Origin of the sequence: Ochrobactrum vermis, from assembly GCF_002975205.1 — a bacterium.
Lineage (GTDB): Bacteria > Pseudomonadota > Alphaproteobacteria > Rhizobiales > Rhizobiaceae > Brucella > Brucella vermis.
This window is the reverse complement of sequence record NZ_PCOC01000003.1, coordinates 222,485-246,755: the sequence shown is the minus strand read 5'-3', so window position 1 is coordinate 246,755 and position 24,271 is coordinate 222,485. Positions and strand designations below refer to the sequence as shown.

Here is a 24,271-nt window from a genome sequence, read left to right as displayed (position 1 = left end):
TGAACACATGAAGTACAGGGCCTTATTGTTACATCAACCATTGACCTATATGTTTGATGCCTAGATGAATTTCCAAACATCGATCTGGAGAAGCATACCATGGCAGACGAAACCATTGCAGCAGTAAACGAGACGCCAGTTGAGGTAAGAACCGCCGAGCCGGTGAGTACCACGAAGAAAACTCGTGCGCCTCGCAAAAAAGCAGAGCCCAAGCCTGTAAAGGCGGCTGCAGCACCTGCCGCTAAAACGACCAGGGTCGCGGCAAAATCAGCCCCCATTGAAGCTGAGCCACCCACCCGCACGATCAAGAAGTATACTCCCGAACAACGCGCTTCAATTCTTGCTGCCGTTGAAAGGGCGACCAAAGGCGGCAAGACCACACTGAAAGCCGCACTGCAGCAGTTGGAAGTCAGCGAACAGACTTATTACAACTGGAAAAATGCCGCTGGCAAAACAGCACTTGTCGCAGCAAAGGCAAAAACGAAAGCGGGGGCGAGCGACGATCTGAAGGCCCTGATTGCACTTGAAGCGGAAAACCTGAAGCTGCGCCAGGAACTTGCTGCAAAACTGCGTGCTGAGAACGAAGAACTGCGCAGACGTCTCGGACAGGCTTGAGACGAATTGCGATCATAGTATCTGCGAAAGCTCCATCAAAAGGGTGACTTCCTACAGGCCGGTCACCTGTTTGCCTTTCACTGAAGGAAATCCGGCTCCGTTGCTTTCTCTTTTGAGAAGTCATCCGACACGGCCGTGAGCTATGATTAAATTCGCATTTGACTTGGATTGATGCCGGCTGGAATTTATCAATCCCCTCACCTACGGCGGTATTGTAACTGCCCATACCCAGACGGAAGCGTCCCATGCTTTTAAACGACGCTCAGGCCCAGGCGCTCTACAAAGCGATACAAGCCCTGAATGAAGGTGGCGGCCAGCTACTTAACGCTTCCTTTGACGCATTTGCCCTCGGTGAGGCAATCATTGATGTTTGCACCCACACTGATGATCGCATCGAACTGCGATCTGTCAGCAATGTAACTGAAGTATACGACGACCTATCCGCTTTCGCATCTGCCTATCGTTTGCAAGCACTGTGATTGCAGAAGTGAAGAATGACATTGATTTTGATTTCCGTTTTCAATTTATGAAATCTTCGTTCGAACCGCTCGACGGAAACTTAACAGTAGACAATTGAAGAAAGCGCCTGCCTGTAGACCAAATCATCGCCCAATGACGGACTTTTTTGCTATTTCCAAGGCCCTCCGGGCATTGTTTTCAGCGGCCCCCTCGGTCGGCGCGACCGACTGGATTGTTAGCCGATCTCCGCCCTCTACGACAAAAATATTCACCCCCTTGAGGCCACCTACATTCGGAAGGCGGATAAGTCGTCCAATTGCTGGAGAGACATCAATTTTCTCGATCTTGAACCCGATCTTTTCGGAACCGACCTCCAACTCTTGGAGATAACCTTCGTCCGTTCTGTTTTCCTGTCCCTGCTCGTCGACATGGCGATCGATAGCGATCATCAAATGCTGGTCGTCATCTGTTCCGCAGCAGGACATCCGAAAGTTAGTCGGTTCTTCCGCATGATGCGCGGAGGCATCAAATATTGACCAGAACTCTTGCTTGATGGGCGTCAGCTCGTGGATTTTGAAACCGTCGGCCCGTACTTGGACATTAATTCCGGCAAGTGCAATAGCGATGATGATCGCAATGAACGTTCTATTCTTCATTCAGGGCACCATTACATTAACTTAAACACGACGTTTGCGGCCTCTCTACCAAATTCAAGGGAAATCTGTAGCCCGTGGTTCTCTCCTTCAGGATATAGTCGAACAATCCACTGGTGAGGGGTGCCCCTTCCCTGACAAGAAGGAACCACAGGCTACCAAAAGAACCTGTCGCGTATCATGCCGAGCGGTTTCGTTGTTAGCGTGAAACATTGGGGATTTCTGGAAAACAAGCGCCTGATCTGCATCAAATGTATAGTAAATCAGGCCGCTTTCAGTTCATGGATAGCTAAGAGTTGATCCTGAATGGCTACTGCCTCCGTTTTAAGGTCGTAACTTGACTGCATATTCATCCAGAATTCGGGCGTGGTCCGGAAGAACTTTGCAAGGCGCAGAGCCGTATCAGGTGTAACGGCGGTCTGTTCTGTCGCCAGACGCTCAATGCGAGTGCGAGGGACATTCAGATTCCTGGCAAGCGCACCTGCACTCATCCCAAGCGGGATGAGATACTCTTCCCGAAGAATTTCGCCGGGATGGACCGGGGGCAATATACTGGTCATGGCTTCTTCCTTCCAGTGGTAGTCAACAATTTCGATTTGTTCAGCGCCAGCATCGGTCCAAACGAAACAGATGCGCCACTGATCATTGATGTGGATCGAGCGCTGCCCTTTACGGTCTCCGTTCAGAGCCTCCAGCCTGTTACCGGGAGGAGAGCGAAGATCATCAAGAATTAAAGCACTATCGATCACGGTAATTTTGCGAACAGTTGTTCTTATCAAATCTGCCGGAAACCCCTTTGGCGCTTTGCTGCCTGCAACGGCTTTGGTTCTGGCGTCTTTGTAGGAACGGACCATGAGTTACCCCTGCGACTTGTATCATACCGTGATACAGTGCGGAGAGCGAGGCTTTATCTCGACATCCCCCTAAAATTTTGCTTTGATCTTTTGAGGGATTGGGGGATCCAAAATTGTCGAAGGCGATGAACTGGATATTTGGGGCAGTTGCCCTGTTCATTCTCACGAGACTTTTCGGGAATGACACGCCGACCCCAGTATCGCCACCAGACGCAGTTCAACCACAGACTACAGTCCAGGCAACCGAGCAGGCTCCGCAGCATTTAGGCTTCGTGCAGGCGACAACTCACCGACTGACAAACCAGCCACCGCCATCGGCTGACCAGCACCCTTTCATCGGAAAGGGGCTATATTCGACCACCAAGGTAAATATGAGATCCGAGCCGTCATTAACCGCACGGGTCATTACGGTTATCGATAGAGGTAGAAGAGTGCAGGTTATGAACTATCGTTCCGGATGGTTCAGCGTCACTTACGGCAATCGAACGGGATGGATTTCCGAGCTATACTTGGCCGAAAATCCACCGCCTGTAACGCAAAAGCTGGTTTCAGTCCCTCGAATAATGGAGCCGCCTGCTGCAACTCGATTGGCTCCGACGCGCCGATCAGGTCAACCTGTTCGGTCTCCATATATTGGCACGTGTGATTGCCCGTATGACGTTATGCGGAATGGCCGTTCGTGTGGGGGACGGAGCGCCTATAGCCGTCCAGGCGGACGTAGCCCCGTTTGCTACCGCTAACGAAATTGCCTTCCACTGGTTTCGGTTTGGCGCAAATGCGCCAACTCACGAGAGGTGGAGGTTAAAGCGAACGTGAACCAGTATCTCCATTGGTCGTGTGCCCAGACCTGCCAAAGGGAAACTAAACTGGATTAATCACCTCACTCATAAGTTGGCTATGTGGGTCTTGCGCAAACCAACTGGACGTTGATTTCTCGATCGCCAACCAAACTTGCCTCGCTCGCAAGAACGAGCGTCTTCACCGCATCCTTGTTGATTGGAATAATGCCTTGCTGCAGAAATTCTGGCACACCTTCCATATCGATGCTGCTCGAATAGGCTACCCGGGCCGAAAAGCATCCACAGTCACCGATAGGCTTGTGTATTTGAAAATGGGCTTTCACTGAGAGGACATTCGCTTTTACGACAGATTTCTCTCCTGTGACCGTCACGCACGCGGCCAGTTTGTTTTCAAAAGCGATGCCAGGAACATCCTCAGCGACAGCTATTCCGCAGAACCATGCTGATAGAACTACACCGTAGATTATTCTGGGCATGAACGGATCCTTGTTTAACGTTGTGGCAACTGTTTAAGACAGTTTAGAATGTTGGTTTTACAAACCGGAACCTCGAAGCGGGTCTCGGGTTCATCCAGCCAACGACGATATGCGCTGCGGATTTCCACGTCTTTGTAATTATAGGTTCTCGCTTTTTTGCTGATACGACTTGCTGGCAGTGCTTTGGGTATTACTGCCATATGGGAAACAAGTTCCTTGAACTGCCAGACTTTCCAGTCTCTTTGCCGTTCGATTACTCGTACGTGATAATAAGGATCATCACGGCGTTCAGGCCGAACCTTGTAAACATCGGCCCAACGCATAATGTTCGACGCAACGGACAAGATAATTGTTTCCTGATGCTGTTGGGCCGAAACCGGGGCAGCAATGAGAGCGCCAAGGACTGACAAACAAAGAACGGGTTTCAACGGTTTCGACATTCGCTTGCTCTTGTTCACATGGGCTTCAAAGGGAGAAAAAGCCAATGGGAGGCATACATCAAGAACATTTTCCCCTTGCGTTCTACTTTGCCTATTGGTCTGGCGTAGGCTCATAACTTGGCCGGAATCAGATTTCCGTTTGCTTTCATGCCTGAAAACAACAGCTGGCTGATTGAAAAGGCCCCTCCCCTCGCCTTCTGTGTCAGAGATCGCAGATATCCACCTGGCGAATTGATTGAGTTCAGTTTCTGCAGGATCCACGCAATGGCGGTCGAAGCAGTTTCCGCGCCCATGGAGACTATCGCTTCCCGATAGGCCGAGTGGCTGATCCCGAGGAACCCTGAGACTACTCGTGACGCATCATAGAGATCTCGCCATGAGGCAATCCCATTTGCACTATATTCGCGAATATCCGGGCATGTCCGAAGCACCTGATCGAGAGAGATTGAAGGAGAAACCTGGACCCGATCCTCTATTTCGAGGTTCCCAGCAACAGAGCTATCCGAAGAAGGCACTTTCAAATCAATCTTTTTACCGTTTTGAGAGTCAGAAAGGGATTCTGGCAGGGATTCATTATGCTGTCGCTCAAATTGGGCGGCGCTGCCGCTCATTTCCGGAACAGCTCCCTTTGCTTTCAATGTGATAGTCAATTCATCGCGAATGTCTTCAAGATCGGCCTTGATTGCTGAGAGTTGGGCAAGAGATGCGCGCCGCGGTATTGCGTCAACGATTTTGCGGAAGCGAACAAATACCGGTTCCAGCCTTTCACAGAGCTTTCCGGTTTCATTGGCCGCGTCGACAAAGATCGATGCGATGTCTCTTCGCATAACCGAAGCTTCATCTCGAAGACGTTTCAGGGTTTTCTGGTCAGCAAGAATTCTATCTGCAATCTCTGTGATCTCAGACGCACGTTCGAGCAACGGCGCGAAGGAAAAGCCGAAAGCAAGGTCGACCTGCCCTTCCCTGTCCTTATGAGCATAGCGTTTACGCGTCGGGCTATCCTTGCGGGCGATGATGCCGGCTTCGACCAGGGATGCCAGATGTCGGCGCAGTGTCGATTCCGGCATTCCATGGGCTCGGAGCGATAACTGACGATTGGACGGAAAAACGACGAGACCGTTCTTCTCGTTGATCTCATCTTTAGGGAGAAACGACAAAAGCGAGCTGAGCACCGCAAGACAACGATCATTGAGTTCGAACGCTGATTTGGCGAGGCAAAGCTGCTTATAGATCACCCACCGGTTTAACCCTCTCGCCTCCTTGCTCTTCAGTTCAGAATTTTGGGTAAACATTCTCATTCGTCCACGGATTGTGGACGTGACAGTCTCCAGAATTTGCATTTCCTCTCACCTTTCAAAAGGCAAAAGAAAACCACCCGCCAAAATGACGCTACGACTCTTGACACTGATTCGGGGAAATGCGATTCTCAGTCTGCTAGAACTTTGAGAGAGGCTTCCACGACGGTGACGTTTGGGGGCCTTTTTCTTTTGCTAAAGTCTCCTAATTGCGTTGCTTGGTTCCTTTATATTCGTCGTATAAGCGTTTCATATTGTCGGAAATCCACTCACCGAACGCCTTCCCTTCGGACTCCGAGAATTCGACGGCGTATACTTTAGACTTTGATTTGGCGACTACCCTTAGCTGAGAGTCATCCGAACTCCAGCCGTGTGCTATAGGGTTGGGTAGTACCTTGTTTGCCTGCTTGAGCGACGTAAAGATTGCGTCAAAGCGTTCGGTACTGTTTAGATTCAGGAAGGAATCAGACGTTAGAACGGTTTCGAGCGCATTAGGCTTATTGGCTAATAGGGTAGCCATTGAATCCCATTTTGGTCGCCCAATACCAGGAGCCGCACCAATGGCCTGTATAAGCTCTTCAGGTAACTTTCGAGCCAAAGCAATCATCTCGGATAAAACGCCTCTGGACGAAGTGCCAAAGGTGGCCATGATCACAGCTCTGGTAGTCCCTCGGTCTTCTAGACGTCGAGCAAACAGTGCTTTCTCAATAAACGTGAGATCTTTGCGTTCAAGGTTTTCGTTGCCTTGCGCTATTATCAACTCGTCGTCGGATAGGTCTCGAATGAAAGTTTTGACTTTTAGACCAAGTTGCTTGAGTGCAGCAACGCGTCGATGCCCGTACGCAAGTTGATAGCGGCCGGACTGATCGGGGTTCGGTCGTACGAGCACTGGGACGGCTTGGCCGTTCTCCTGGATGCTGGTCAGTAGAGCATCGAAATCGGAACCTGTATAATCATCAAGGCGGTCCTTCACAAAGGACGCGTCTATAAGATGTGCATCGAGCTCAACTATGGATTGGCCATCAGCTAGTGTCTTACGGAGCTCCTCTGCTTCATTAGAAAGACCGGTGATCGCATCATTCATACTTTGCAAAGCGCCCGAAGATATTTGCGGTCGCTTGGGCGTGTTCTCAGCTGAGAACTCATGGTTGGAAGTGATTGGCGTTAAGAAATCTCGCAAAGCATCACGGCGCTTGTTCATTTTCTACCCCACGCATCTCTGACGAGTTCTTCGAGTTCATGATTGACTGCATCGAGAGCTTCGATCGCGCGATCATATGTCTGCCGATGGAAGTTTTCTCTGCCGACTTCGTAAAGGGTCTGCTTGGTAATTCCTGCATCTGATATCGCGGCGGATTTGACCATGGAGTTCGTCAAGACTCTATCCCCAAACAGTCCTTTGAGAAGACCTGCGATTTGCGACTGGGAGCCGTCGTTTGGTTCGTAGCGTGTGAGCACATAGCGAAACCAATCATAGTTAGCATTTCCCCCAGCCCTTTCAACGACGTCAAAAAGGCCCGCGGTCATATGCAAGAACTGGCTCATAGATGCTACATCCAGCATTTGAGGGTGAATTGTAACAAGCACAGAAGTTGCCGCGCAGAGTGCTGACAGGGTCAGGTAGCCGAGCGAAGGTGGGCAATCGAGAACTACGATGTCATAGTCGTCTTCCACGCTTTTCAGCGCCGAGGCTACCCGTGTGAAAAACAATTTGTCACTAGATCGCGAAGATGAAGTCAAAGCTCGGGGGGTTTCGTGTTCGAATTCTTGTAATTCGAGATTACCCGGTACGATGTCGAGGCCGCTGAAATATGTAGTCCTAATGATGCTTTTCAGTGGTCGTTGAGCTTCATCATATCGAATTGCACCGTAAAGGGTCTCATTAGGCTCTAGGTCAAACTCCGGTTGTATCCCGAATAAAGCAGACAATGATGCTTGAGGATCAAGATCTGCCGCAAGGACGCGATAACCGCGAAGCGCAAAGTACTGTGCAAGATGTGCTGCCGTAGTGGTTTTGCCCGAGCCGCCTTTAAAGTTCGTAACGGCGATCACCTGAAGCCGATCATCATCTCGACGTCGTTGATCATAACTTTTTTTGTTCTTGCTAAGGTGATTCCGGATAGAGTGGATTTGCTCTAGTGAGTAGAGGCGCCTACCAGCTGCGTTCTTTTCAGCCTCACCGATAACGCCTTCGTTAACTAGCGTGCGAAGATAGACATCGCTGATTCCAATTAGCTTTGCGGCCTCTCCCGGAGCGAATTTACGCAGTTCTTTCTGTGCTGTCGGTGGAAATGCGCGGGCACGAAGATGTTGAAGCTGGGCGCTTAGCGTATCGGCATCCGCTTCAATAAGCCGAGTTAACGACTTTTCTGCGGTTTGCTTGATATTAGTGGCATTGGCGCTTTGGATCATTAAAATCGCTCAACTAAGATAATTGCAGGATTGAGCGTCAGAATGACTGTATCTATGTGAGTCGTCAACAACTTTAAGGTTAATGAAAAGTTAACGCCTTTGAATCCAAAAACTCAAGATACAATAATTAAATGGACTAGTTGGTTTTGAATCTCCCGAGCTGCCGCGAGGTCCGATGACTTTGGTTTAACAATAACAAGAAGCTGTTCTCAGCTGAGAACATGAGGCTCAGTTATTTGGCTCTTGGGGTAAGGCTTTTCGGCAGAGGCGAGCCCCTAGATGTATCCATTGACGGATAGTCAAGAACGTCAGGGGGCGATCGGTTGCCGCTTTTCAAATGAAGGCTGGGCTGCTGTGAAAAACCGCCCACAGAAGCCGGTCGTCGAATTCGGGTGGCAGTGATGGCAGAAATCGAGAGGCGTCTACTGAAATGGTTATCTGGTTGGTCAAGTCTGGGTCAGGAGTATCTGGGCCAATGCATCTGGCTCCAATTTAGCGACGTTGTGGCCGCAATCGAGAGAATAGGTTGACCATTCGGTTTCGTGGCTCAATCGTTGATAGAGGTCGAGGAATGGACTTCCGTCCCATCCATGTGCGCCAACGAAGACCTTACGAGGTGTGTCACGCCAGCGTTCGGTTAAAGTGATTGACTGGAGAAATGTCGCAATCGGTTGAGGGCGGCATCGTGGGTCCTGATTGGAAGGCGGGGCACAATTCAGCCCGTCACCTTTTGCACCTGCGATGAACATGTTTCGAAAACGCGGCGTTGTCAGCGACCAGACCGAGTCGCCGGTTTCTGGGACATAGGGGTCAACATAGACCAGTGAGCGGATGCGCGACGGAACGGCGTCCGCTACGCCGCTCACGATCATTCCTCCGTAGGATTGCCCCACAAGGATCAAGTCGTCACTATGCGACTTCACGACATCAACGACCTCGCTTACATGAGTTTCAAGATTGGCCGATGGGGCAGGTGCATCACCGAGTCCAGAAAGAGTTATTGGCAGGACTTTGTGCCCGTGCCCAACAAGGATATCTGCTACTTTCTGGTAGACCCACCCGCCCTGTCAGCCTCCAGCTATCAGAACAAACGTGGCCATAATATTCGTTCCTTTCGTTGGTGCGGCAACGCACTGAAGAATAGCCTGCTTTCGCTTGTTGTCATGCTGAAATGGCTGATTGCTTCGCGCCCAATCCCGTCGCGCTCCTGTACGGTCATCAAAGTCGGCTTTCGACCAAGTCGCTGTCCAGGGGCGCAATCGAAAGTGCGAAAAGCGGTCGTAGCTAAGCTTTGCTAATCAGAACCGTTCTCTGAACTTCTGAACTCAGCTCGGGGATCTGGATTTACAACTTCGTCTGATCGTAAGCGCGTCGATGCGCCTTGATGGCGTCCAGATTGTCGTGGACCCAGAAGTTGAAACCTTCCAAGGCACGCAAGGCTCCGCGGCCGATATCCGTCAGTTCATACTCAACACGTGGTGGCACTTCAGGAAAATAGTGACGCACAACAAAGCCGTCACGCTCGAGATTGCGCAGCGTGAGCGTCAGCATGCGCTGGGTGATTTCACCGACATCTTTCTTCAATTCTGAAAAACGTAGTCGATGATCCACAGTGAGAGAAAGACGCCAAAGAACCGGAACAGTCCATTTGTCACTTAGCAGGCTGCATATCCCGTTTGACGGAATGGGCGCAAATTGCCTGTTGTTCTCTGATCCGCGCGCTGGGCCGGCTTCGCACTCTTCTTTCAAAGGTATAATCCTTGTGCCTGACGCTGAAAAATGTGCCGTCTTCCGGCTGAACACTATTTGTATATATGGATGGCTCTTGTTTAACGCGAGGGTTTCAAGTGACCAATAGCAAGCACCCCATTCTCGTTTTCGGCGCCACCGGAAGACAGGGAGGATCTGTCGCCAAAGCCTTGTTGAAGGCAGGATGGCCCGTTCGCGCGCTCGTTCAGGATTCCAGCAAAGTGGCATCGCTGCAATTGCGGAATGCAGGCATCGAGCTTGTGCAGGGCTCATTTGAAGAAACCGATGTTATCCGCTCGACGATGAAAGGCGCCTATGGCGTCTTCAGCGTGTTACCAGCAAACCTGGCCGCCGAGGACGAAATTCGCCATGGTATATCGATTGCGGATATCGCTGCTGAAACCGGCATCAGCCATTTTGTTTATTCATCAGGTGCCAGCGTTGGGAATGAACTGACAGGCGTCCCGCGTTTTGACGCCAAACCTCGTATCGAAGCTCATATTCGACAACTCGACATGACTGCCACTATCATCCGGCCGATGATTTTCATGGAGATGCTTGTGCGTCCCGGTTTCGGTCTGGACAAAGGCCATTTGGTTTCCCTCATCCAGCTAGACCATTCCATTCAGTTAACCGCCGTGAAAGACATCGGCAGGTTCGTTGCTGCTGTGCTTGCCGACAAGCCCCGTTTTGGCGGCTCAACGCTTAAGATCGCAAGCGACCGTCTCACCGGGCGCGAGCTTGAGGTCGTCCTCAGTGAAGCAGCCGGTCGTCCGATAACCTATGAACGGTTTCCCGACGACGTACTCGCTGCAAACGCTGATCTCGCGCATATGGCAAAGAGCCTGGAAGACGGACCGCTTGCCGAGCAGGTCGATCTGACGCTCATGCACGAAATCAACCCCGACCTGCTGACTTTTGCGTCCTGGCTTGCTGGCGATGGGCGCAGTGCGCTCAATGCAGCCTTGCACATCTGAGTCTCGTAAAATCCAGGCGGCTGTCGACCTTCATGGCGGCCCCATATCGTCATGAATGACTTTCCCTGAAGCTGACGTTAAGATGGTCGGAGTTGTCGCAGATTTTGGGTGACAGCAAAAACCAAAACTTTGCACGGCCATCAAACACAGACCGAAAGGGAAAGATGCGGAAGGTAGTGATTATCGTCAGTGCCATTGTCTTGACGTATTCGATCTCTGCGAAGGCCGATCGGCTTGTTTGTTCTGAATCAAGACATCTGCGCTACATGAAAATGGTCGGCGAGGTTGGCGAGATGGGGATCGACCTTGACCCCGTGGGGCAGGATCGTGCGGCTTTCGAGAGGTTGACAGCCGCATATGAAACCCTCAATCCGAGGGGATCGAAGACCTCGCTTTTCGTCGCGCATGTTCCCACTGGTCAGATTTACAGTCAAACATGTGTGGAAGAGCGCTGTACGATGGAAGAAATGGCAATGCCAGAGCAAGCCTGTTTGATCGATCATATGAACCAATGTAGCTATATTGCGCTTCGCTTCCGAGGCGAAGAGTTCTGTCTACTCCGTTCGCCGCAAAACTAGCGTGTTGCGCTTAATCCCACCCCAAACGCGCTATTCTGGCTCGGAATAGCTAAGTTGTGTGGTTGCCTTTCGATCAGGCGCCTCTCTTCTCGATGACAGGAAACTTGCGGAGAATGGCGTCGCACGAACGAATAAGTCCGGGCAGGTAGGACTGATCGCCCTCCAGGACGAAACGATGATGTTGATTGACGGGATCAGCGGTAATTTCGATCACCGCTTCAACTTGCCCTAGCTTCTGCATCTTCAGAACAGCATTGATCTCGGGTTCTAAGCCCTTGAGTGTGGCTTCGCCAGTCAACGAGGCCGTCATTGCAGTGAGTTGATCGCGGAACTCCTTGATATCCACGGTCATCAGAACGGGGCCCTCACATTCGACACGTGCGCCGTTCGCCTCCATGCGAGCGCGGACCATCAGCCAGTTTCCATCCCAGAAGTCCGACACATCCGGGAACTCGCGTCCATCAATCCAAAGCGAGAAGCCGCTGAAGCGCAAATCGGGTTCATCTGTCATAGCCACAACAATGCCATGTCGTCCGTCCGTCTTCTACTGACCAATGTAAAAAGTCCCCGTTCCACGTGCCACCCTTAATCGTTGGATGGAGGGTTTGCACTTTAAAGCAATCGCGATGCCCGTCCGCTACGCCGTTTGGCATTGTTGTAATAATCGGATGCCTGCTGCACGGAGCGATGGCGGGATTGTTCCATGGCTTCCGGGAGCGGAATGCCACGATTGGCCGCTTCGGTCAGATAGCCGGAGCGCAACCCGTGCGCCGAAAACGCCTTCGGATCGAGACCGGCGCTCGCGGCTCGTCCTTTGACGATTGCATTGACGGTTTGGGCATCAATCGCCTGGCGTCCGACATTGTTCCATCGATCGACGGAGCGAAACAGGCTTCCGCTTTCGATCTTCGCCGCTGCAATCCATGCATGGAGCGCGTTGACGGGGCGACCGGTCAGATAGACGACCTCGTCTTGCTCGGCACTGGCCGTCTTGGTGCGCCCCAGGCGGATCGACAAAGAGGGCAGGGGGGTGCCGTCCTTTTCGATTACAGGCTCTTCCAGAGTGAGCTGTTCCATTGAAAGCCGTGCGACTTCGCTGCGCCTGCGGCCGCCAGAGGCAAAAGCGACCATCAGCATGGCCCGATCGCGCAGTGTGCGCAAATCGTTGCCAACACAGGTTCCCAGAAGTTTCGTCATGATGTCGCCGGTAATGGCCTGCGCACTCTTGCGGCTGCGCGGACGATTGGTGGCACGCACGGCAAGACGCAGAGCGGATTTGACGGACGGTGCCGAAAACGATCCTTCCAGCCCGCGCCAGCGGGTCAATGTCGACCAGTTGGACAGACGCCGCCGCACAGTTGCTGGCGCATGCGGTCCGGATGCGCGCAAAAAGCCCTGGCTGCGCAATTCCTCCTCCACGCTTGCCGGCATGCCGTGATCGGGATCGATCTCGCGTTGCTGGTGTCGCCACAGATGATGGGCGATGAATTTCAGGAGCAGGGCTTCGGGTGCCGGGAAGGGGAGGGGGCTACCGGTTGCGGCCAGCGACCAGGCTTCCAGATAGGCCAGATCCGAGGTCAGCGCACGCAACGTGTTTTCGCCCATGCCTTCCTTGACCAGATGGCGCAGTGTCTCGACATCCTCATCGGTCAAAATGCCGGCCAGCATGTCGCGCCGGTTCATCGGCAGGATCGAAGCGATGGCATCCAGTTGTTCGGCGCGCCTCAAAGTACTGTCCGATAAGACTTTCGATGCGTTTGTCATTCTGAATCCTAGCATGCAAGAAAATTCATTGGCCGGGAGTGCATGTCAACAAATCGGCATAATCTTGAACACGTGCCATCGTTTTCTTATCATAGGGCTGACCAGCAAAACATGGTGCGAACGGTTTTCGCAACTTCACAGCATCGCGATCCAGGGTGGAAAAGTCCTCCGTGAGGCCGATTGCATTCTTGACGAAGCTCTGAACCATTTTACCCATGCGGTTATCGTTGCTTCGATCTTCGGCGTTCCAAAGTGCGATCAGACCGTTATCCAGGCCAATACCGGCGAAGCAAAAGCGGTGGCCAATCGAAGTTGCGTTGGAACATGCTAGGTTGGCCTTCTCCAGAGAAAACTGAATTCCTGCGACAACATCGTACTTCGACTGGTTGGTGTCGGCCAAAAATGCATTACCGTAAATCGGAAGCGCACTAGGCCGCATGATTGCCAGGCGGTCAGGCAGACTTTGATAAAGCGGCGAAAAAGCGCTCTCGCAAATCGAACGTGACCACTGTCTGGTCAAGAGCGGACATATCTCGCGAGATTTCAGAAGTTCGCCCGTGGATCCATAAACGCCAATCCAAACCTGAAATCCGCCATTCCATGTACGATCAATGGCAACCTGCGGCAGGATAAAGCTTTCACCACCGATTACGATCCGCACATCCTCGGCCATGGCAACCGGATCGATATCGGGAACTTTTTCCGTGCATGCACCAAGCGGTAACATGACTGCGACAGTGCAAAGCCGCGTCCATGCGATGGCATTATGTTTGAGTGGCATCGTCGTTCCCCGGTCGATGACTTGCACCTGATCAACGAATTACCAGCTTCTCTGTCTTGTGCACAGAGCCGACTTTTACTGATTTGCGTCCTGAAATCAATCACCATCGATACTGTATAATTATCGATGGTGATAAACCCAGGAAATTACCGTCAATGTAACGAAAGTTAAGCGCCGTTTAGGTTGATAAAACAATGATAAGTTATTGTTTTTACTTGCTCTAAGAATCGCGATAAGCGAGAACCTGCTCAATTCGAAGGCACGCGCGCGGGCATGGCATGTCTGATTGCTCTCCCAGAGATTATCACGCTGCGCATTGCTGGAAATGGCGCTGTTGGTGTAAGCGGGGCAATTTCGGTGGCAGTGTCGAACGCGTAGGCAATCTCGGCAGACCCGATGCGCGCTGCTGCACTGATCTTGCGAGCGGTCAGCGTTCCTGGCGTTCCTAGTAATCAAATAGCCGACCGCTAAAGGGCCGCGGAGCTCTATAAGCCTCCAAATCCGAGGCGGCTAAAGGCATATTTAACCAGAAGTCGCTCATGTAGATCGCACCCAAAAGGTGTGCCCTCTGCACAACTCATACTCTACGGTGATAGATGCACAGGGTGATCAAATTGGCAGACTCTGAACTCAGTTGAAAAGGACCCTGCAGTGCCCTCGTCTCCAGATATTTCGCCCGAAGAATGGCAAGCGATTTTCAATGAACTGCGAGTTCTCACAATCCGGGCCGGTTACTCTGACTGGGATCGCCATGCGACTGCGGCGATGATGGACAATTTCGATCTCAGTATAAGAGATCGTGTGAAAATGTACTATTTCGATCTTTTGGGCCACCTAAAGCTTGGAACACGCTCTTTTCGGGAGGAGCTTGTCTATTCAATTGATAAGTTGGTGAATTCCACGGAACCAGAAAAGCGTCTTACTGTGGCTGTTGAGTCGAATGAGCGAGGACGCGAAGCCTTCGTTCCCTTTTTGGCTGGTCCCTCGACTGATCAATTGATCGAAGACCTAGAATGGTTTGGTGAGATATTAAGTGGTGACTATGACCCGACGCTGATTTTTCCGGACGAGTACGGTGACGATAACGATAACGATGACGACAACAACAATGATGGCGGGATGAACCCATGAAGGCACCGACGAGAACACCAGTTTCAGTAGCTGTCATCCGCCGGCTGCAAAAGGCCTTCCAAAATCACCTGAGCGTCAATGCCACAACAGCTGGCCAATTGCTTTCAGGGGCAAGTATGGCCGATAAGGCTTACGAGCTACGATGTCTGGTTGCGCTATTGAATGAACTCAAACGGGCTGATCCCAGGATTTCGTTTACGTTGCAAAGTGGCACGGAAATCCGGTTCAGATCGAAGGGAGGGCCTATTGATCGGCGGCGATGGCCCTGTGTTATCATGCACCGAGGCAGCCATCCAATCGCTGAAATTTGGACTAATACAGAATTTGAGACCCTGAGCGCCACCAACCAGAACCACACTCTCACTATCCCGACATATGGGGACACTCACGAGCTCGATCTGATATTGACGAGGCCCAACATTTCGGACGGATACCCCAAAACTCGGGACTTATTGATTGGAGTCGAGGCCAAGCACCGCCCTTACAACAAATCTTTGCTTAAAGAGCTTCTTGGAGTACGTCGAGAAATGGCACTACGGTCTCGCCTCACTCGACATCATCTAACCTGGTGGCACTCGGCGATGCTACCGTGCAGCCCCCCTTCAATTCTGATAGCTTACTGTGGCTACGCAAGCATATCGGACTACGATGGTCCATCGGGATACTTCGGCGTGAGAATGGACCACCTCCCGCTTTGACCTCCATCGACAAGGGGATGGCAGCCTGCCGATGATGATGGTCCCGAACCTTACGTTAGGTTGTCAGCAGCTCGAAGTTTTCCGTCAGGCCTTATGTAGCGGTACAACGTCTGACGGGATACACCGAGTTCCGCACATAGATCGGCAACGACGGTCTCCCCTTGCCCCATAACGGCCTGCGCCAACCTTATCTTCGTGGGCGTCATCTTCGGCTTTCGGCCACCCACGCGCCCACGGGCGCGAGCGGAGGCAAGACCAGCGATCGTCCGCTCTCGGATCAACTCACGTTCGAATTCTGCGGGAGACGCGAAAATGCCAAACATCAACTTGCCCTGTGCGGTGGTGGTGTCGATTGGCGTCTGCCCTGATAGCACCCTCAATCCGAAACCGCGTTTCGACATGTCATCTACAGTGTTGACCAAATGCCGAAGATCACGACCCAGACGATCCAGCTTCCAGACTACCAGCGTGTCGCCGGATCGCAGGGCCTTGAGGCATCCTTGGAGACCCCGGCGGCCGTCTTTTTGCAGGTCTAGTACCTGGCTGCCGTCTGACTTCGAAACACGGACGTAACCGACCAACTCCCCATGCCCAACCTTCCCATCTGTGACAAAAACGACCGTTTCTGAGACAAATGGTGACTTTGGCTATTGTCGGCTGCAAGCTGTAACTTTTGGCGTTACTTATTCAATGTATGGAAAACCTGTTGTCAATGGTGTTGGCCACAGGCCGACAATCCTCAGCTACGCAGGCAGAAGTTTCGCCAGGTCTGCTCCCGCGAAGTCTGTCCTGGTGAACTCTATCCGATCAGGATAACAATCACAGCCAACCACCTTCACAGAACCGGGTGTCCTGCTATGCATCCAAACCAGGGTTGCGGTACAAAGGCTCTCGGACACCTGAGCCTCGTGGAAGGCGTGTCGGTCAACTCGGTAGTGTTGACCGGTTACTAGCGTCTCGGCTTTCACGGGGCGGACTCCAACTCGAGTTGAAGTCTTGACGAGAAAGTTTGACGTCGATTTTTCGTACCTATCGCCGCCGTACCCGACTTCGTAGAGAGGTAACCCGTCACTTCCCGCCGAAGCAACATCATAGGTGATGTTAGTCAGTTGGCCGGACAGTATTCGGCTATCAACGTGCCGATCATGGGTATGAATTAAAGCAGGCATGCCTCGAATTGGCCTTTTCCCCTTCGGCCAGAAATGGAACCTCCAATCGCCAGCTTCCGTTCGGTCAACCGGAACAACGAAAAATCCATGAGGATGCACCAAGCAAACCGGATTTGTGCTGCATAACCAGTTCTTGAGTGCAGCCATCAGGTGCTCGGTTGGTACGGTATGCACATACTCCAGCGTGAGAGGAAAAGTGAGTTCAGCGCGCATATGGAGACCTGGAGCCACGTGATCTTTCTGCTTGTTGTTCAAGGGTGGAGATCACGTCGAGTTCACCGAACATATCTTCAAGGGGCTGCGGTCCTGACGAAAGAACCACCGGATCAGCAAACTGCCTTATCCAACTGAATTCGGTCAAGAATGCTGCGTGGTCGCTGTCAGAACGCGGATAGCGGAAGGCCATATCCTTGGGGTCTTCACGCGTCACTATGATCTCCTGCGACGATCCTTCGATCCGAAACGTGGAAAGGCGATCGCTCAGAAACAATGAGATATTCAAGAAGCTTTTATATTCTGAGGAGGCTGCGGCGAGATCGAGGATCGTCGCCATTACTTCCTTCCGAACGTAGCTGGTGTCCCAAAGTATGCGGTCAAATGAGGCAGTGCGCCGGTAATTTGCATATTCTTCACAGACTTTGTCGTCCCGAAAATCCAAAAGGATCACTTCGACATTGACGGCACGCCGCCTTCGGACCGCGTTATCTCGCAATATCGGGAGTATCTCCGCTCTGAAATGGCGGCCGGTACGGACAAAGATTTTATAGTCCGTCGCTTCAGATGCAATGCTGCGAAGCGCGCCACCAATATCCTGAGGGATCAGCCTGGTCCGTGCCTCCGCATGCTCGGTGTCTACGAAAAAATATGAAAGGTAGAGAGCAGATACGACTGCGAAAACGGCGCTCGCAACAACCGAAACCAAAAGGCTGTTGAGCGTGTTCCAACCCCTCGTGTCAGGTGCGAAATAGTATATCGCCCATATAACGACGACGGAAACCACTATAATGAGTGCCGATGTCAATAAGAACACTCGGCGCTGATGGGATGATCTGAAAATGCCAGTCAAAGACATGTCACGCTGACGCTCTTAGGATGATATGAACGTACACAGAGCATTGTTCTCACCTCAATGCAAGCTCCGGTAGCGCCAAGCCAGTTCGTAGTCATAACGCACTAAAATCCGCCCGCCTTAGCATACCGACAGACAAAGGAATGCCAAATCGACGGCAGTCGGTCCCGCGACATCTGTCGCTCCTGCGGCTACCGTTGTTTCCGATTTCGCATGCGCGAATTCCCGCCGGGTACTGTCGGGGCGCTATGCTCCTGGCTCCGATATGCTCATCAACTCTTTCTGTGGTCTTCAATAGTAGGAAGTGAGGACTTCATGGACACCATGAAATCCCAATGCGATACAAGACGTCGAAAGTTCCCGTATTTCGAGAGATTCGATGTCCAGTGCATTTAAAGAACTGTTTGACCGCTATCGCACCGGCTCCAAGAGCGAACGGGAGAAAGGTACTTATTTTGAGAATCTCGCCAAGGTTTTCTTCGAGAATGATCCGCAGTATGCGCAGCGCTTTGACAAGGTCTGGACCTATGCGGAATTCGCGTCTGAGAGAAGCATAAGCGGTCAGGATAAAGGCATCGATCTGGTGGCCGGGGTGCGCGACGATGGCGGCTTCTGTACTATCCAGTGCCAGCAGACGCGACAGGGGGGGCAATGACGACCGAGAGACTGATCTACATAAACCACGCCTGGATGACCCAATACCGGGGACCGAAGGGAGACAAGGCCGAAGGGAATTTCGGTTTTCTAAAGACGAATGATATCGCCCACGAGTCTTGGAACTTTGATCCGATCAAGGGCAAGGTCTTTGGTTATGTGCCTCGTTCTGCCGAGATCAAGATTTCGAGACTTGGAGCGCAAAGAAGCGAAGCTGCGATCGACGGCGTCACTGTGGTCTGGATTGCCCGCAATCCTCGCACGAAGAAGACAGTCATCATCGGATGGTATCGGAACGCACGCATCCACCGGAACGCCGAGTATCGTCGTCTCGAACGCTCGTCGGGCTTCGAAGTCGGGTATCAGATAGAAGCGCCAGCTGCCGACGCGGTACTGCTGCCAATCGACGCGAGGTCATACGTCATTCCGACGGCGAAAGAGGCTGGTAACTTGGGGCAAAGCCCGGTCTGGTACGGCAAGGGAGAGGCCTTCAACAAGGACGTCGCTGAATATATCGCCCGAGGCGGGCGACGTGCCAAACGACCAGCCAAATCCCCAAGGCAGACAGACCCCGAGTTGCGCCGCAAGGTCGAGCAAGCCGCGATCAACCATGCGATCGCTTACTTCGAGTCAGACGAAGGTGGTGCTCATCGGGTGGATTCCGTCGAAAAAGACGGCGTCGGTTGGGACCTTGAAGCCTTCGCTGAAGGCGGAGGCTGCCTCAAAGTCGAGGTCAAAGGACTTTCTGGGAAAGACCTCATCGTCGAGCTGACGCCGAACGAGTACGCGAAAATGCGCTCGCCTGAACACCGGATGGACTACATTATCTACGTCGTTCCCGAGGCCCTGTCGATGAAGCCGAAGGCCTACATCTTTCGGCACGATGCAGTCCTGTCGAAGGGAAATGATCTGGTCTGGCTGACTGACGACGGGCAACGTCTACGAGTTGAGCCTATAGTCGCGGCCCGTCTTTCTATTGCCTGACAAAGACACACAGTACCGGGTAAAGAACTCGGGAGTGAGAAGGCCTAAATGAAAGACTTCGATTTGAACAAAGGCAAGTTCGGGAACGCCAAAACTGTTGACTCTATAGGTCGTTCGACCTGATCACGGAACCGGGGGGATGCCAAGTGACTGTTTGGGATTATTGGAATGAGACCGCGGCAGCGAAAGACAATCTCCGGCTACTGGTCCCCGGTAGGGGATGGGTTGCCTATAGAAATCACGAGGATAATGATGGAAAGGTCGTTGAACGCGGCAGCAAGGAAGGGATAGACAGCGCACTCATCAATGCCTTGTCTGCGTCAAATTTCTCCACGTTGACCGGAGCAGGTGCTTCTCTGTGCGCGCGCAACGCTGCCGGGCAGCCACAGGCTCCTTCGATGCGAGATTTGTGGAATGCAGTCGAGGCGGCGGTTGGACCGGCGGTGTTCGCCGCCGTCTGTGGGCGATTTCCGAATGCCACCATCGGTCAGAACATCGAGAAGCTCCTGAGCCTTTGCAAGGTGTATCTGGAACTCAATGATGCTGCGGACGAAGACAATCAGGACGTCACCGCAGTCAAGGACTTCGTTGCTCAAGCGGAATCTTGCATTCTCGCGAAAGTCGATTTCGTGAGCCAGAGCACCACGTTGGCAGCGCATGAAGCTTACGTTAGGAAGATCGGGCGTCGTGGCTTCCGCAAGACCCGAGCGAAGCTATTTACAACAAACTACGACCTGACAATTGAGGAGGCGGCGCGCCGGCTGCGCTTCACCGTGATCGACGGTTTCTCGCATTCAATGGACCAGGTCTATGATCGGCAGCACTTTGAACTGGACATTGTCCGGCGCGACGCGACTAAGGATGCCCCAGATTATATCCCCAACGTCTTCCAACTTTACAAGCTGCACGGTTCGACAGACTGGCGTCGCGTCGACGTCGAGGTTTTGCGATCCCGAGACAATACCAAAGGCAAGCCGGTCCTCATTTACCCGCGCTCCAGCAAATACCAAGAGGCATTCGAGCCGCCCTACCTCGACATGATGGGTGCCTTTCAGGCAGCGCTACGCGAACCCGACACCGCGCTCGTGGTCGCAGGCTTTGGTTTCAACGATGACCACATCAGCCGCCCCATTCTTTCCGCCCTCGAATCCAATCTGTCGATGCGACTGATCATTTGCGATCCTAGCTTCATTCTCTCTGAGAACGATCTGCGCGGGGTACCTCCCGAAGGCCCGACTCATGCCATTCCGACTGGTGATCCCCATACCAATTCGTTCTTGTCGAAGATCATGTCGCTTGCCGTCAGCGGCGACCCCCGCGTCCACCTCATCAACGGACGATTTGAAGACCTCGCGGTAGCGATGCCAGACCTGATTGGAGAGACCGATAGAGAGCGGCACGCAGAGCGCGTCAAGGCGCTACGCGATTCGGGGTTATGACAATGGTAACGAGGAGCCCAGTTGATCCTGACAAATACATAGGCACTGTCACTCTGGTAAATGCCAGCCAGCTCCAGGCCAATCTTCCCCTTGCAAGTGCCCAGCCGGAACGACGCGCTCTGTCGCGGGGAGCTGTCGGCGATTTCGTGTTCATCGATTGCGAACGCGTCAAACTAATGGGTCGGATTACGGAAGTAAGAATTCCGGACGCCGAGCGCCTGTCTGTCGAACCCCGCCTCGGGGCTCCAGTCACGCCAAACCCTATCGGACGCATTCAGTTGCTCTCAACTGTGACCGATGGCGATACAAAGCTTGCGCGCGGCATCAACACCTATCCCAAGATTGGAGACGGGGTCTTCCTCGCGAGTGCCGACATTCTCGCACAAATGATCGGTAAGAGCGCCACCAAAGCCGGTGAAATCAACGTTCCTGTCGGCATGATCGAGGCCGGTGGCCAAGGCGTCACAATCGAATTGCCACCGGAAAAACTATTCGGTCGTCACTGTGGCATCTTCGGTGCCACAGGCGGTGGAAAGAGTTGGACGATCGCCGGCCTTATAGAGCAGATTAAGGCACAGAGCGGGAAAGCGTTCATCTTTGATCCGACTGGCGAGTTTTGCGACATGGCGAGCGTAGACACGGTCTTCGCCTTCGAAGCTGATGTCCCGCATACGCAGCATGTTCATTTCCCCTATACCGAAACCACCGAGGACGACCTGTTTTCGTTATTTCGACCGTCAGGACAGAGCCAAGGGCCGAAGCTCCGCGACGCCATCAAGAGTCTGAAACTCGTACGTGCTGTCGAACATGCAATGCCCGCCGGATTGCACGTCCAGAATGGCGTTCTGGAGAAAGCCGGTCGGCAGCGTGGCCCATTCTTCGGCGCACTCCAGGCCAACGCCGCCGCTCTCCACACTACGAAATGCGATTTTGACATCACGAATTTGTCCGAGCAGATCAAGCAGGAGTGCGTGTGGGGCAATGCCACGAACAATCCGGCGAACTTTGGCGGGACAGACAACAACGCCGCCAGCTACTGTGAATCGCTTTCCTCTCGTATAGCGACGCTGATCAATTCTCGCGAGCTTGAATGCCTGTTCCAAACACATGGCACCTCACTTGTCGATGAAGTCGCTAGCTTTCTGGATGACAACGAACGCGATGTCGCCCTGATATCGTTTAAGGAAGTCAGGTTCGAGCACAGTACCCGCGAATTGCTGTTAAACATTATTGGGCGATATCTTCTCGGCCTCGCTCGCGAAGGCCGCTTTAGGGACACCCCGATCATCGTTTTTCTGGACGAAGCGCATCAATTCCTTGGCCGGACGATCGGCGATGAGTACGGGAGCGTCCGTCTCGATTCATTTGGCTTGATCGCCAAAGAGGGGCGTAAATATGGCCTGACAACCGTGCTGGCCACGCAGCGCCCGCGCGACATTCCCCAGGACGTATTGAGCCAGCTCGGCACGCTGATCGTTCATCGCCTGACGAACGAACAGGACCGCAGCACAGTCGAACATGCCTGTGGCGACCTCGACCGTGCCGCCACTCAGTTCATTCCAATGCTAGCTCCCGGCGAAGCGATCATCATCGGCCCGGACTTGCCCACACCTTTGCCATTGCGCATTCTACGCCCCAAATCACCGCCGGATTCGAAGGGACCCCAATTTCAGTCCCATTGGAAAGAGCGTCATCAGCAACGCCTCGCACAAGCGGGACCGGTGAATGCAGGTGATGATTTGTAGGCACCAACAAGCTGTCATGCGGCGTTACGATGTGATCGCTGAAATCTGCGACTATATGCTGGAATTGGGCTGGAAGCCCTATCAAAACGACCACGAAGACGCAATGGCCAGTTCGAAATGAACTGGGAATATGACGATGCATTAAAGACGGCCGACAAGCATTCATTCTGTTAGTGCTATTATATACCTAGGTTCCGTATTCACTCCGCCCCGCACCGCCTGCTTCCGGAAAGCGCATCATTATCATCGATCCTATTACCGGATTCCGGATTGACACTCCAATCAAAAGAGAACGGAATAGGAACATCATCCCATCAGCGGAATATGTTCCTAAGTGCCCGTGCACTTTCGGGCAGGTTTCGCTCGTCCCTTATGCTGGAGTAATCGCATGCGTCTGCTGGAGACGATAGAACGCTTATACCTTGATTTTGTTGGATTTTTCGCCTGCGTTCATCAACAGGTAGATCGCAAATTGCGGGGTCGCCCGATAGGCGTTGTGCCCTTTGCTGGAACTGACAGAACCGCAGTGATTGCCTGTTCGCGCGAGGCGAAAGCACGTGGCGTCAAGAACGTCATGCCGATCAAGGAAGCCAAAAGGCTTTGTCCCGATCTAATTTTGGTGCCGCAAGATCCTGATCTTTATCGCCGCGCCCATAATGCACTCCTTTGCGAGATCGAAACCGTCGTCGCAATCGACACCGCGAAAAGCATCGACGAGCTGACCTGCATTCTCGATGAGACAGGCAGACGTGATCCGGAACTGCTCGCAGCGCGCATCAAATCGACACTGGCCGAAAATATAGGCCCGTTCATTACCTGCTCCATTGGTTTCGCCGCCAATCGCCAGCTCGCGAAGATGGCGTGCAAGGCCGGCAAGGAAGAGAGCAAGCGGTTTGGCAGCTATGGCAACGGACTTGCGATCTGGTGGCCGTTGGCTTTACGGAAATATCGAGGCCTGCAAACAGTGACATGAAACGTTCCTTTCACAAGGGTTTAACGGTACTGCCATCTCACTCCATCCAAGGTGTGAACGCGAGGAGCAATCCGAATACCCCATCTGAGCTCCGCTCGTCCCCGCGCTTGCCTGGATCATGTCACTGAAGATTTGAGTGTGTCCGAGAGACGGGCATGCTGGGTTCCCGGCCAGTATCGTTCCGCTCAGCGCAAGATCTCCAAGACCCCGGATGATAAAGCGGCGTTGACCGCAGACATCAGTGCTCGCTTGTAAGTCAGACCGCTATGGCTATCGTCGTATAACGGCGATGCTGCATCGGACCGGCTGGGTCATGAACGTCAAGCGGGTCGAACGCATCTGGCGACAGAGGGGCTGAGAGTGCCTCAGAAGCAACCGAAGCGCGGTCAGCTGTGGTTGAACGACAGTTAGTGCATTCTATGGTTGCCTGGATGCTTTCGGAAGAAAACTCATACACCACAGCAGCAACGTCTGATCTTAGTGGTGGCCGAACCACCTATTGAGGCATTTCGCGCTCATATAAAACATGGATGGAGACCTCAACAAGATCAGTCCG

The 24,271-nt window shown here is 52.7% G+C and carries 24 protein-coding genes and 5 pseudogenes; 14 read left to right on the top strand and 15 right to left on the bottom strand.

Annotated features, from left to right (window positions below; genetic code table 11):
• Positions 1–99: 99 nt before the first annotated feature.
• On the top strand, positions 100–615 hold the full coding sequence (locus tag CQZ93_RS26175; RefSeq protein ID WP_105545495.1) for a transposase: 516 nt from the start codon (positions 100–102) through the stop codon (positions 613–615).
• A 245-nt stretch (positions 616–860) separates the two neighbouring features.
• Positions 861–1,094 (top strand): hypothetical protein, encoded by a 234-nt coding sequence (locus tag CQZ93_RS26170; protein ID WP_235994231.1) that lies wholly within the window; start codon positions 861–863, stop codon positions 1,092–1,094.
• Between the two features lie 123 nt (positions 1,095–1,217).
• Here CQZ93_RS26170 and CQZ93_RS26165 read toward each other — a convergent pair whose 3' ends face one another.
• From CQZ93_RS26165 to CQZ93_RS27210, 3 genes and pseudogenes are all read right to left on the bottom strand, one after another.
• Positions 1,218–1,730 (bottom strand): hypothetical protein, encoded by a 513-nt coding sequence (locus tag CQZ93_RS26165; protein WP_105545494.1) that lies wholly within the window; start codon positions 1,728–1,730, stop codon positions 1,218–1,220.
• A 260-nt stretch (positions 1,731–1,990) separates the two neighbouring features.
• Complete coding sequence (locus CQZ93_RS27215) at positions 1,991–2,287, bottom strand: HigA family addiction module antitoxin (RefSeq protein WP_235994242.1); 297 nt, start codon at positions 2,285–2,287, stop codon at positions 1,991–1,993.
• A 27-nt stretch (positions 2,288–2,314) separates the two neighbouring features.
• Positions 2,315–2,581 (bottom strand): annotated as a pseudogene (locus CQZ93_RS27210) (type II toxin-antitoxin system RelE/ParE family toxin); the annotation flags it as partial.
• 125 nt (positions 2,582–2,706) lie between these two features.
• Here CQZ93_RS27210 and CQZ93_RS27365 point away from each other — a divergent pair.
• Positions 2,707–3,321: an SH3 domain-containing protein gene (locus CQZ93_RS27365; protein ID WP_339561783.1), complete on the top strand. Its 615-nt coding sequence runs from the start codon at positions 2,707–2,709 to the stop codon at positions 3,319–3,321.
• A 155-nt stretch (positions 3,322–3,476) separates the two neighbouring features.
• On the opposite strand, the gene CQZ93_RS26150 is transcribed toward CQZ93_RS27365, so the two are convergent.
• The 7 genes and pseudogenes from CQZ93_RS26150 to CQZ93_RS26120 all read right to left on the bottom strand — a co-directional run bounded on the left by CQZ93_RS26150 (position 3,477) and on the right by CQZ93_RS26120 (position 9,807).
• Positions 3,477–3,857, bottom strand: coding sequence for a DUF2195 family protein (locus tag CQZ93_RS26150; RefSeq protein WP_105545492.1), 381 nt, complete (start codon positions 3,855–3,857; stop codon positions 3,477–3,479).
• 14 nt (positions 3,858–3,871) lie between these two features.
• Complete coding sequence (locus CQZ93_RS26145) at positions 3,872–4,297, bottom strand: DUF5086 family protein (RefSeq protein WP_105545535.1); 426 nt, start codon at positions 4,295–4,297, stop codon at positions 3,872–3,874.
• 110 nt (positions 4,298–4,407) lie between these two features.
• Positions 4,408–5,637 carry a plasmid replication protein RepC gene (repC, locus tag CQZ93_RS26140; RefSeq protein WP_105545491.1) on the bottom strand — a complete coding sequence of 410 codons (1,230 nt, stop codon included), beginning with the start codon at positions 5,635–5,637 and terminating at the stop codon, positions 4,408–4,410.
• A gap of 160 nt (positions 5,638–5,797) precedes the next feature.
• The gene (gene repB / locus CQZ93_RS26135; protein ID WP_105545490.1) at positions 5,798–6,793 is read right to left on the bottom strand and encodes a plasmid partitioning protein RepB; all 996 of its coding nucleotides are present in this window, start codon (positions 6,791–6,793) and stop codon (positions 5,798–5,800) included.
• Positions 6,790–8,004, bottom strand: coding sequence for a plasmid partitioning protein RepA (gene repA, locus CQZ93_RS26130; RefSeq protein ID WP_105545489.1), 1,215 nt, complete (start codon positions 8,002–8,004; stop codon positions 6,790–6,792). The genes repB and repA overlap by 4 nt, the downstream gene beginning before the upstream one ends.
• 446 nt (positions 8,005–8,450) lie before the next feature.
• A pseudogene (locus CQZ93_RS26125) lies at positions 8,451–9,050 on the bottom strand (alpha/beta fold hydrolase); the annotation flags it as partial.
• A gap of 298 nt (positions 9,051–9,348) precedes the next feature.
• Entirely contained in the window at positions 9,349–9,807 is a 459-nt protein-coding gene (locus CQZ93_RS26120) for a winged helix-turn-helix transcriptional regulator (RefSeq protein ID WP_286154318.1), read from the bottom strand.
• A gap of 44 nt (positions 9,808–9,851) precedes the next feature.
• On the opposite strand from CQZ93_RS26120, the gene CQZ93_RS26115 reads away from it, so the two are divergent.
• The gene (locus CQZ93_RS26115; protein ID WP_105545487.1) at positions 9,852–10,730 is read left to right on the top strand and encodes an NmrA/HSCARG family protein; all 879 of its coding nucleotides are present in this window, start codon (positions 9,852–9,854) and stop codon (positions 10,728–10,730) included.
• A 92-nt stretch (positions 10,731–10,822) separates the two neighbouring features.
• Positions 10,823–11,308 carry a hypothetical protein gene (locus tag CQZ93_RS26110; protein WP_146114508.1) on the top strand — a complete coding sequence of 162 codons (486 nt, stop codon included), beginning with the start codon at positions 10,823–10,825 and terminating at the stop codon, positions 11,306–11,308.
• A gap of 73 nt (positions 11,309–11,381) precedes the next feature.
• Here CQZ93_RS26110 and CQZ93_RS26105 read toward each other — a convergent pair whose 3' ends face one another.
• The 3 genes from CQZ93_RS26105 to CQZ93_RS26095 all read right to left on the bottom strand — a co-directional run bounded on the left by CQZ93_RS26105 (position 11,382) and on the right by CQZ93_RS26095 (position 13,745).
• Complete coding sequence (locus CQZ93_RS26105) at positions 11,382–11,819, bottom strand: WapI family immunity protein (protein WP_105545486.1); 438 nt, start codon at positions 11,817–11,819, stop codon at positions 11,382–11,384.
• A gap of 101 nt (positions 11,820–11,920) precedes the next feature.
• Positions 11,921–13,072, bottom strand: coding sequence for a site-specific integrase (locus CQZ93_RS26100; protein WP_105545485.1), 1,152 nt, complete (start codon positions 13,070–13,072; stop codon positions 11,921–11,923).
• Positions 13,073–13,097: 25 nt separating this feature from the next.
• The gene (locus tag CQZ93_RS26095; RefSeq protein ID WP_146114507.1) at positions 13,098–13,745 is read right to left on the bottom strand and encodes a hypothetical protein; all 648 of its coding nucleotides are present in this window, start codon (positions 13,743–13,745) and stop codon (positions 13,098–13,100) included.
• Between the two features lie 759 nt (positions 13,746–14,504).
• Here CQZ93_RS26095 and CQZ93_RS26090 point away from each other — a divergent pair.
• Entirely contained in the window at positions 14,505–14,984 is a 480-nt protein-coding gene (locus CQZ93_RS26090) for a hypothetical protein (protein ID WP_105545483.1), read from the top strand.
• A gap of 748 nt (positions 14,985–15,732) precedes the next feature.
• Here CQZ93_RS26090 and CQZ93_RS26080 read toward each other — a convergent pair.
• Positions 15,733–16,263: a recombinase family protein gene (locus CQZ93_RS26080; protein WP_105545482.1), complete on the bottom strand. Its 531-nt coding sequence runs from the start codon at positions 16,261–16,263 to the stop codon at positions 15,733–15,735.
• A gap of 790 nt (positions 16,264–17,053) precedes the next feature.
• Complete coding sequence (locus CQZ93_RS26070) at positions 17,054–17,872, bottom strand: hypothetical protein (protein ID WP_146114506.1); 819 nt, start codon at positions 17,870–17,872, stop codon at positions 17,054–17,056.
• Between the two features lie 427 nt (positions 17,873–18,299).
• Between CQZ93_RS26070 and CQZ93_RS26065 the strand changes: the two genes are divergently transcribed.
• From CQZ93_RS26065 to CQZ93_RS27360, 8 genes and pseudogenes are all read left to right on the top strand, one after another.
• Positions 18,300–18,575: a restriction endonuclease gene (locus CQZ93_RS26065; RefSeq protein WP_105545480.1), complete on the top strand. Its 276-nt coding sequence runs from the start codon at positions 18,300–18,302 to the stop codon at positions 18,573–18,575.
• Entirely contained in the window at positions 18,572–19,558 is a 987-nt protein-coding gene (locus CQZ93_RS26060) for a protein NO VEIN domain-containing protein (protein ID WP_061348110.1), read from the top strand. The genes CQZ93_RS26065 and CQZ93_RS26060 overlap by 4 nt, the downstream gene beginning before the upstream one ends.
• 146 nt (positions 19,559–19,704) lie before the next feature.
• Positions 19,705–20,997: an SIR2 family protein gene (locus CQZ93_RS26055; protein ID WP_105545479.1), complete on the top strand. Its 1,293-nt coding sequence runs from the start codon at positions 19,705–19,707 to the stop codon at positions 20,995–20,997.
• A gap of 146 nt (positions 20,998–21,143) precedes the next feature.
• A complete protein-coding gene (locus tag CQZ93_RS26050) occupies positions 21,144–22,742 on the top strand; it encodes an ATP-binding protein (RefSeq protein ID WP_286154317.1) in 1,599 nt (532 codons plus the stop codon).
• Positions 22,738–22,910, top strand: a pseudogene (locus CQZ93_RS26045) (type III glutamate--ammonia ligase); the annotation flags it as partial. The gene CQZ93_RS26050 and the pseudogene CQZ93_RS26045, both read left to right, overlap by 5 nt.
• 220 nt (positions 22,911–23,130) lie before the next feature.
• Complete coding sequence (locus CQZ93_RS26040) at positions 23,131–23,715, top strand: Y-family DNA polymerase (protein ID WP_286154316.1); 585 nt, start codon at positions 23,131–23,133, stop codon at positions 23,713–23,715.
• An 84-nt stretch (positions 23,716–23,799) separates the two neighbouring features.
• Positions 23,800–24,120: pseudogene (locus CQZ93_RS27200) on the top strand (IS3 family transposase); the annotation flags it as partial.
• 8 nt (positions 24,121–24,128) lie between these two features.
• Positions 24,129–24,218: pseudogene (locus tag CQZ93_RS27360) on the top strand (3-oxoacyl-ACP reductase); the annotation flags it as partial.
• Positions 24,219–24,271 lie beyond the last annotated feature (53 nt).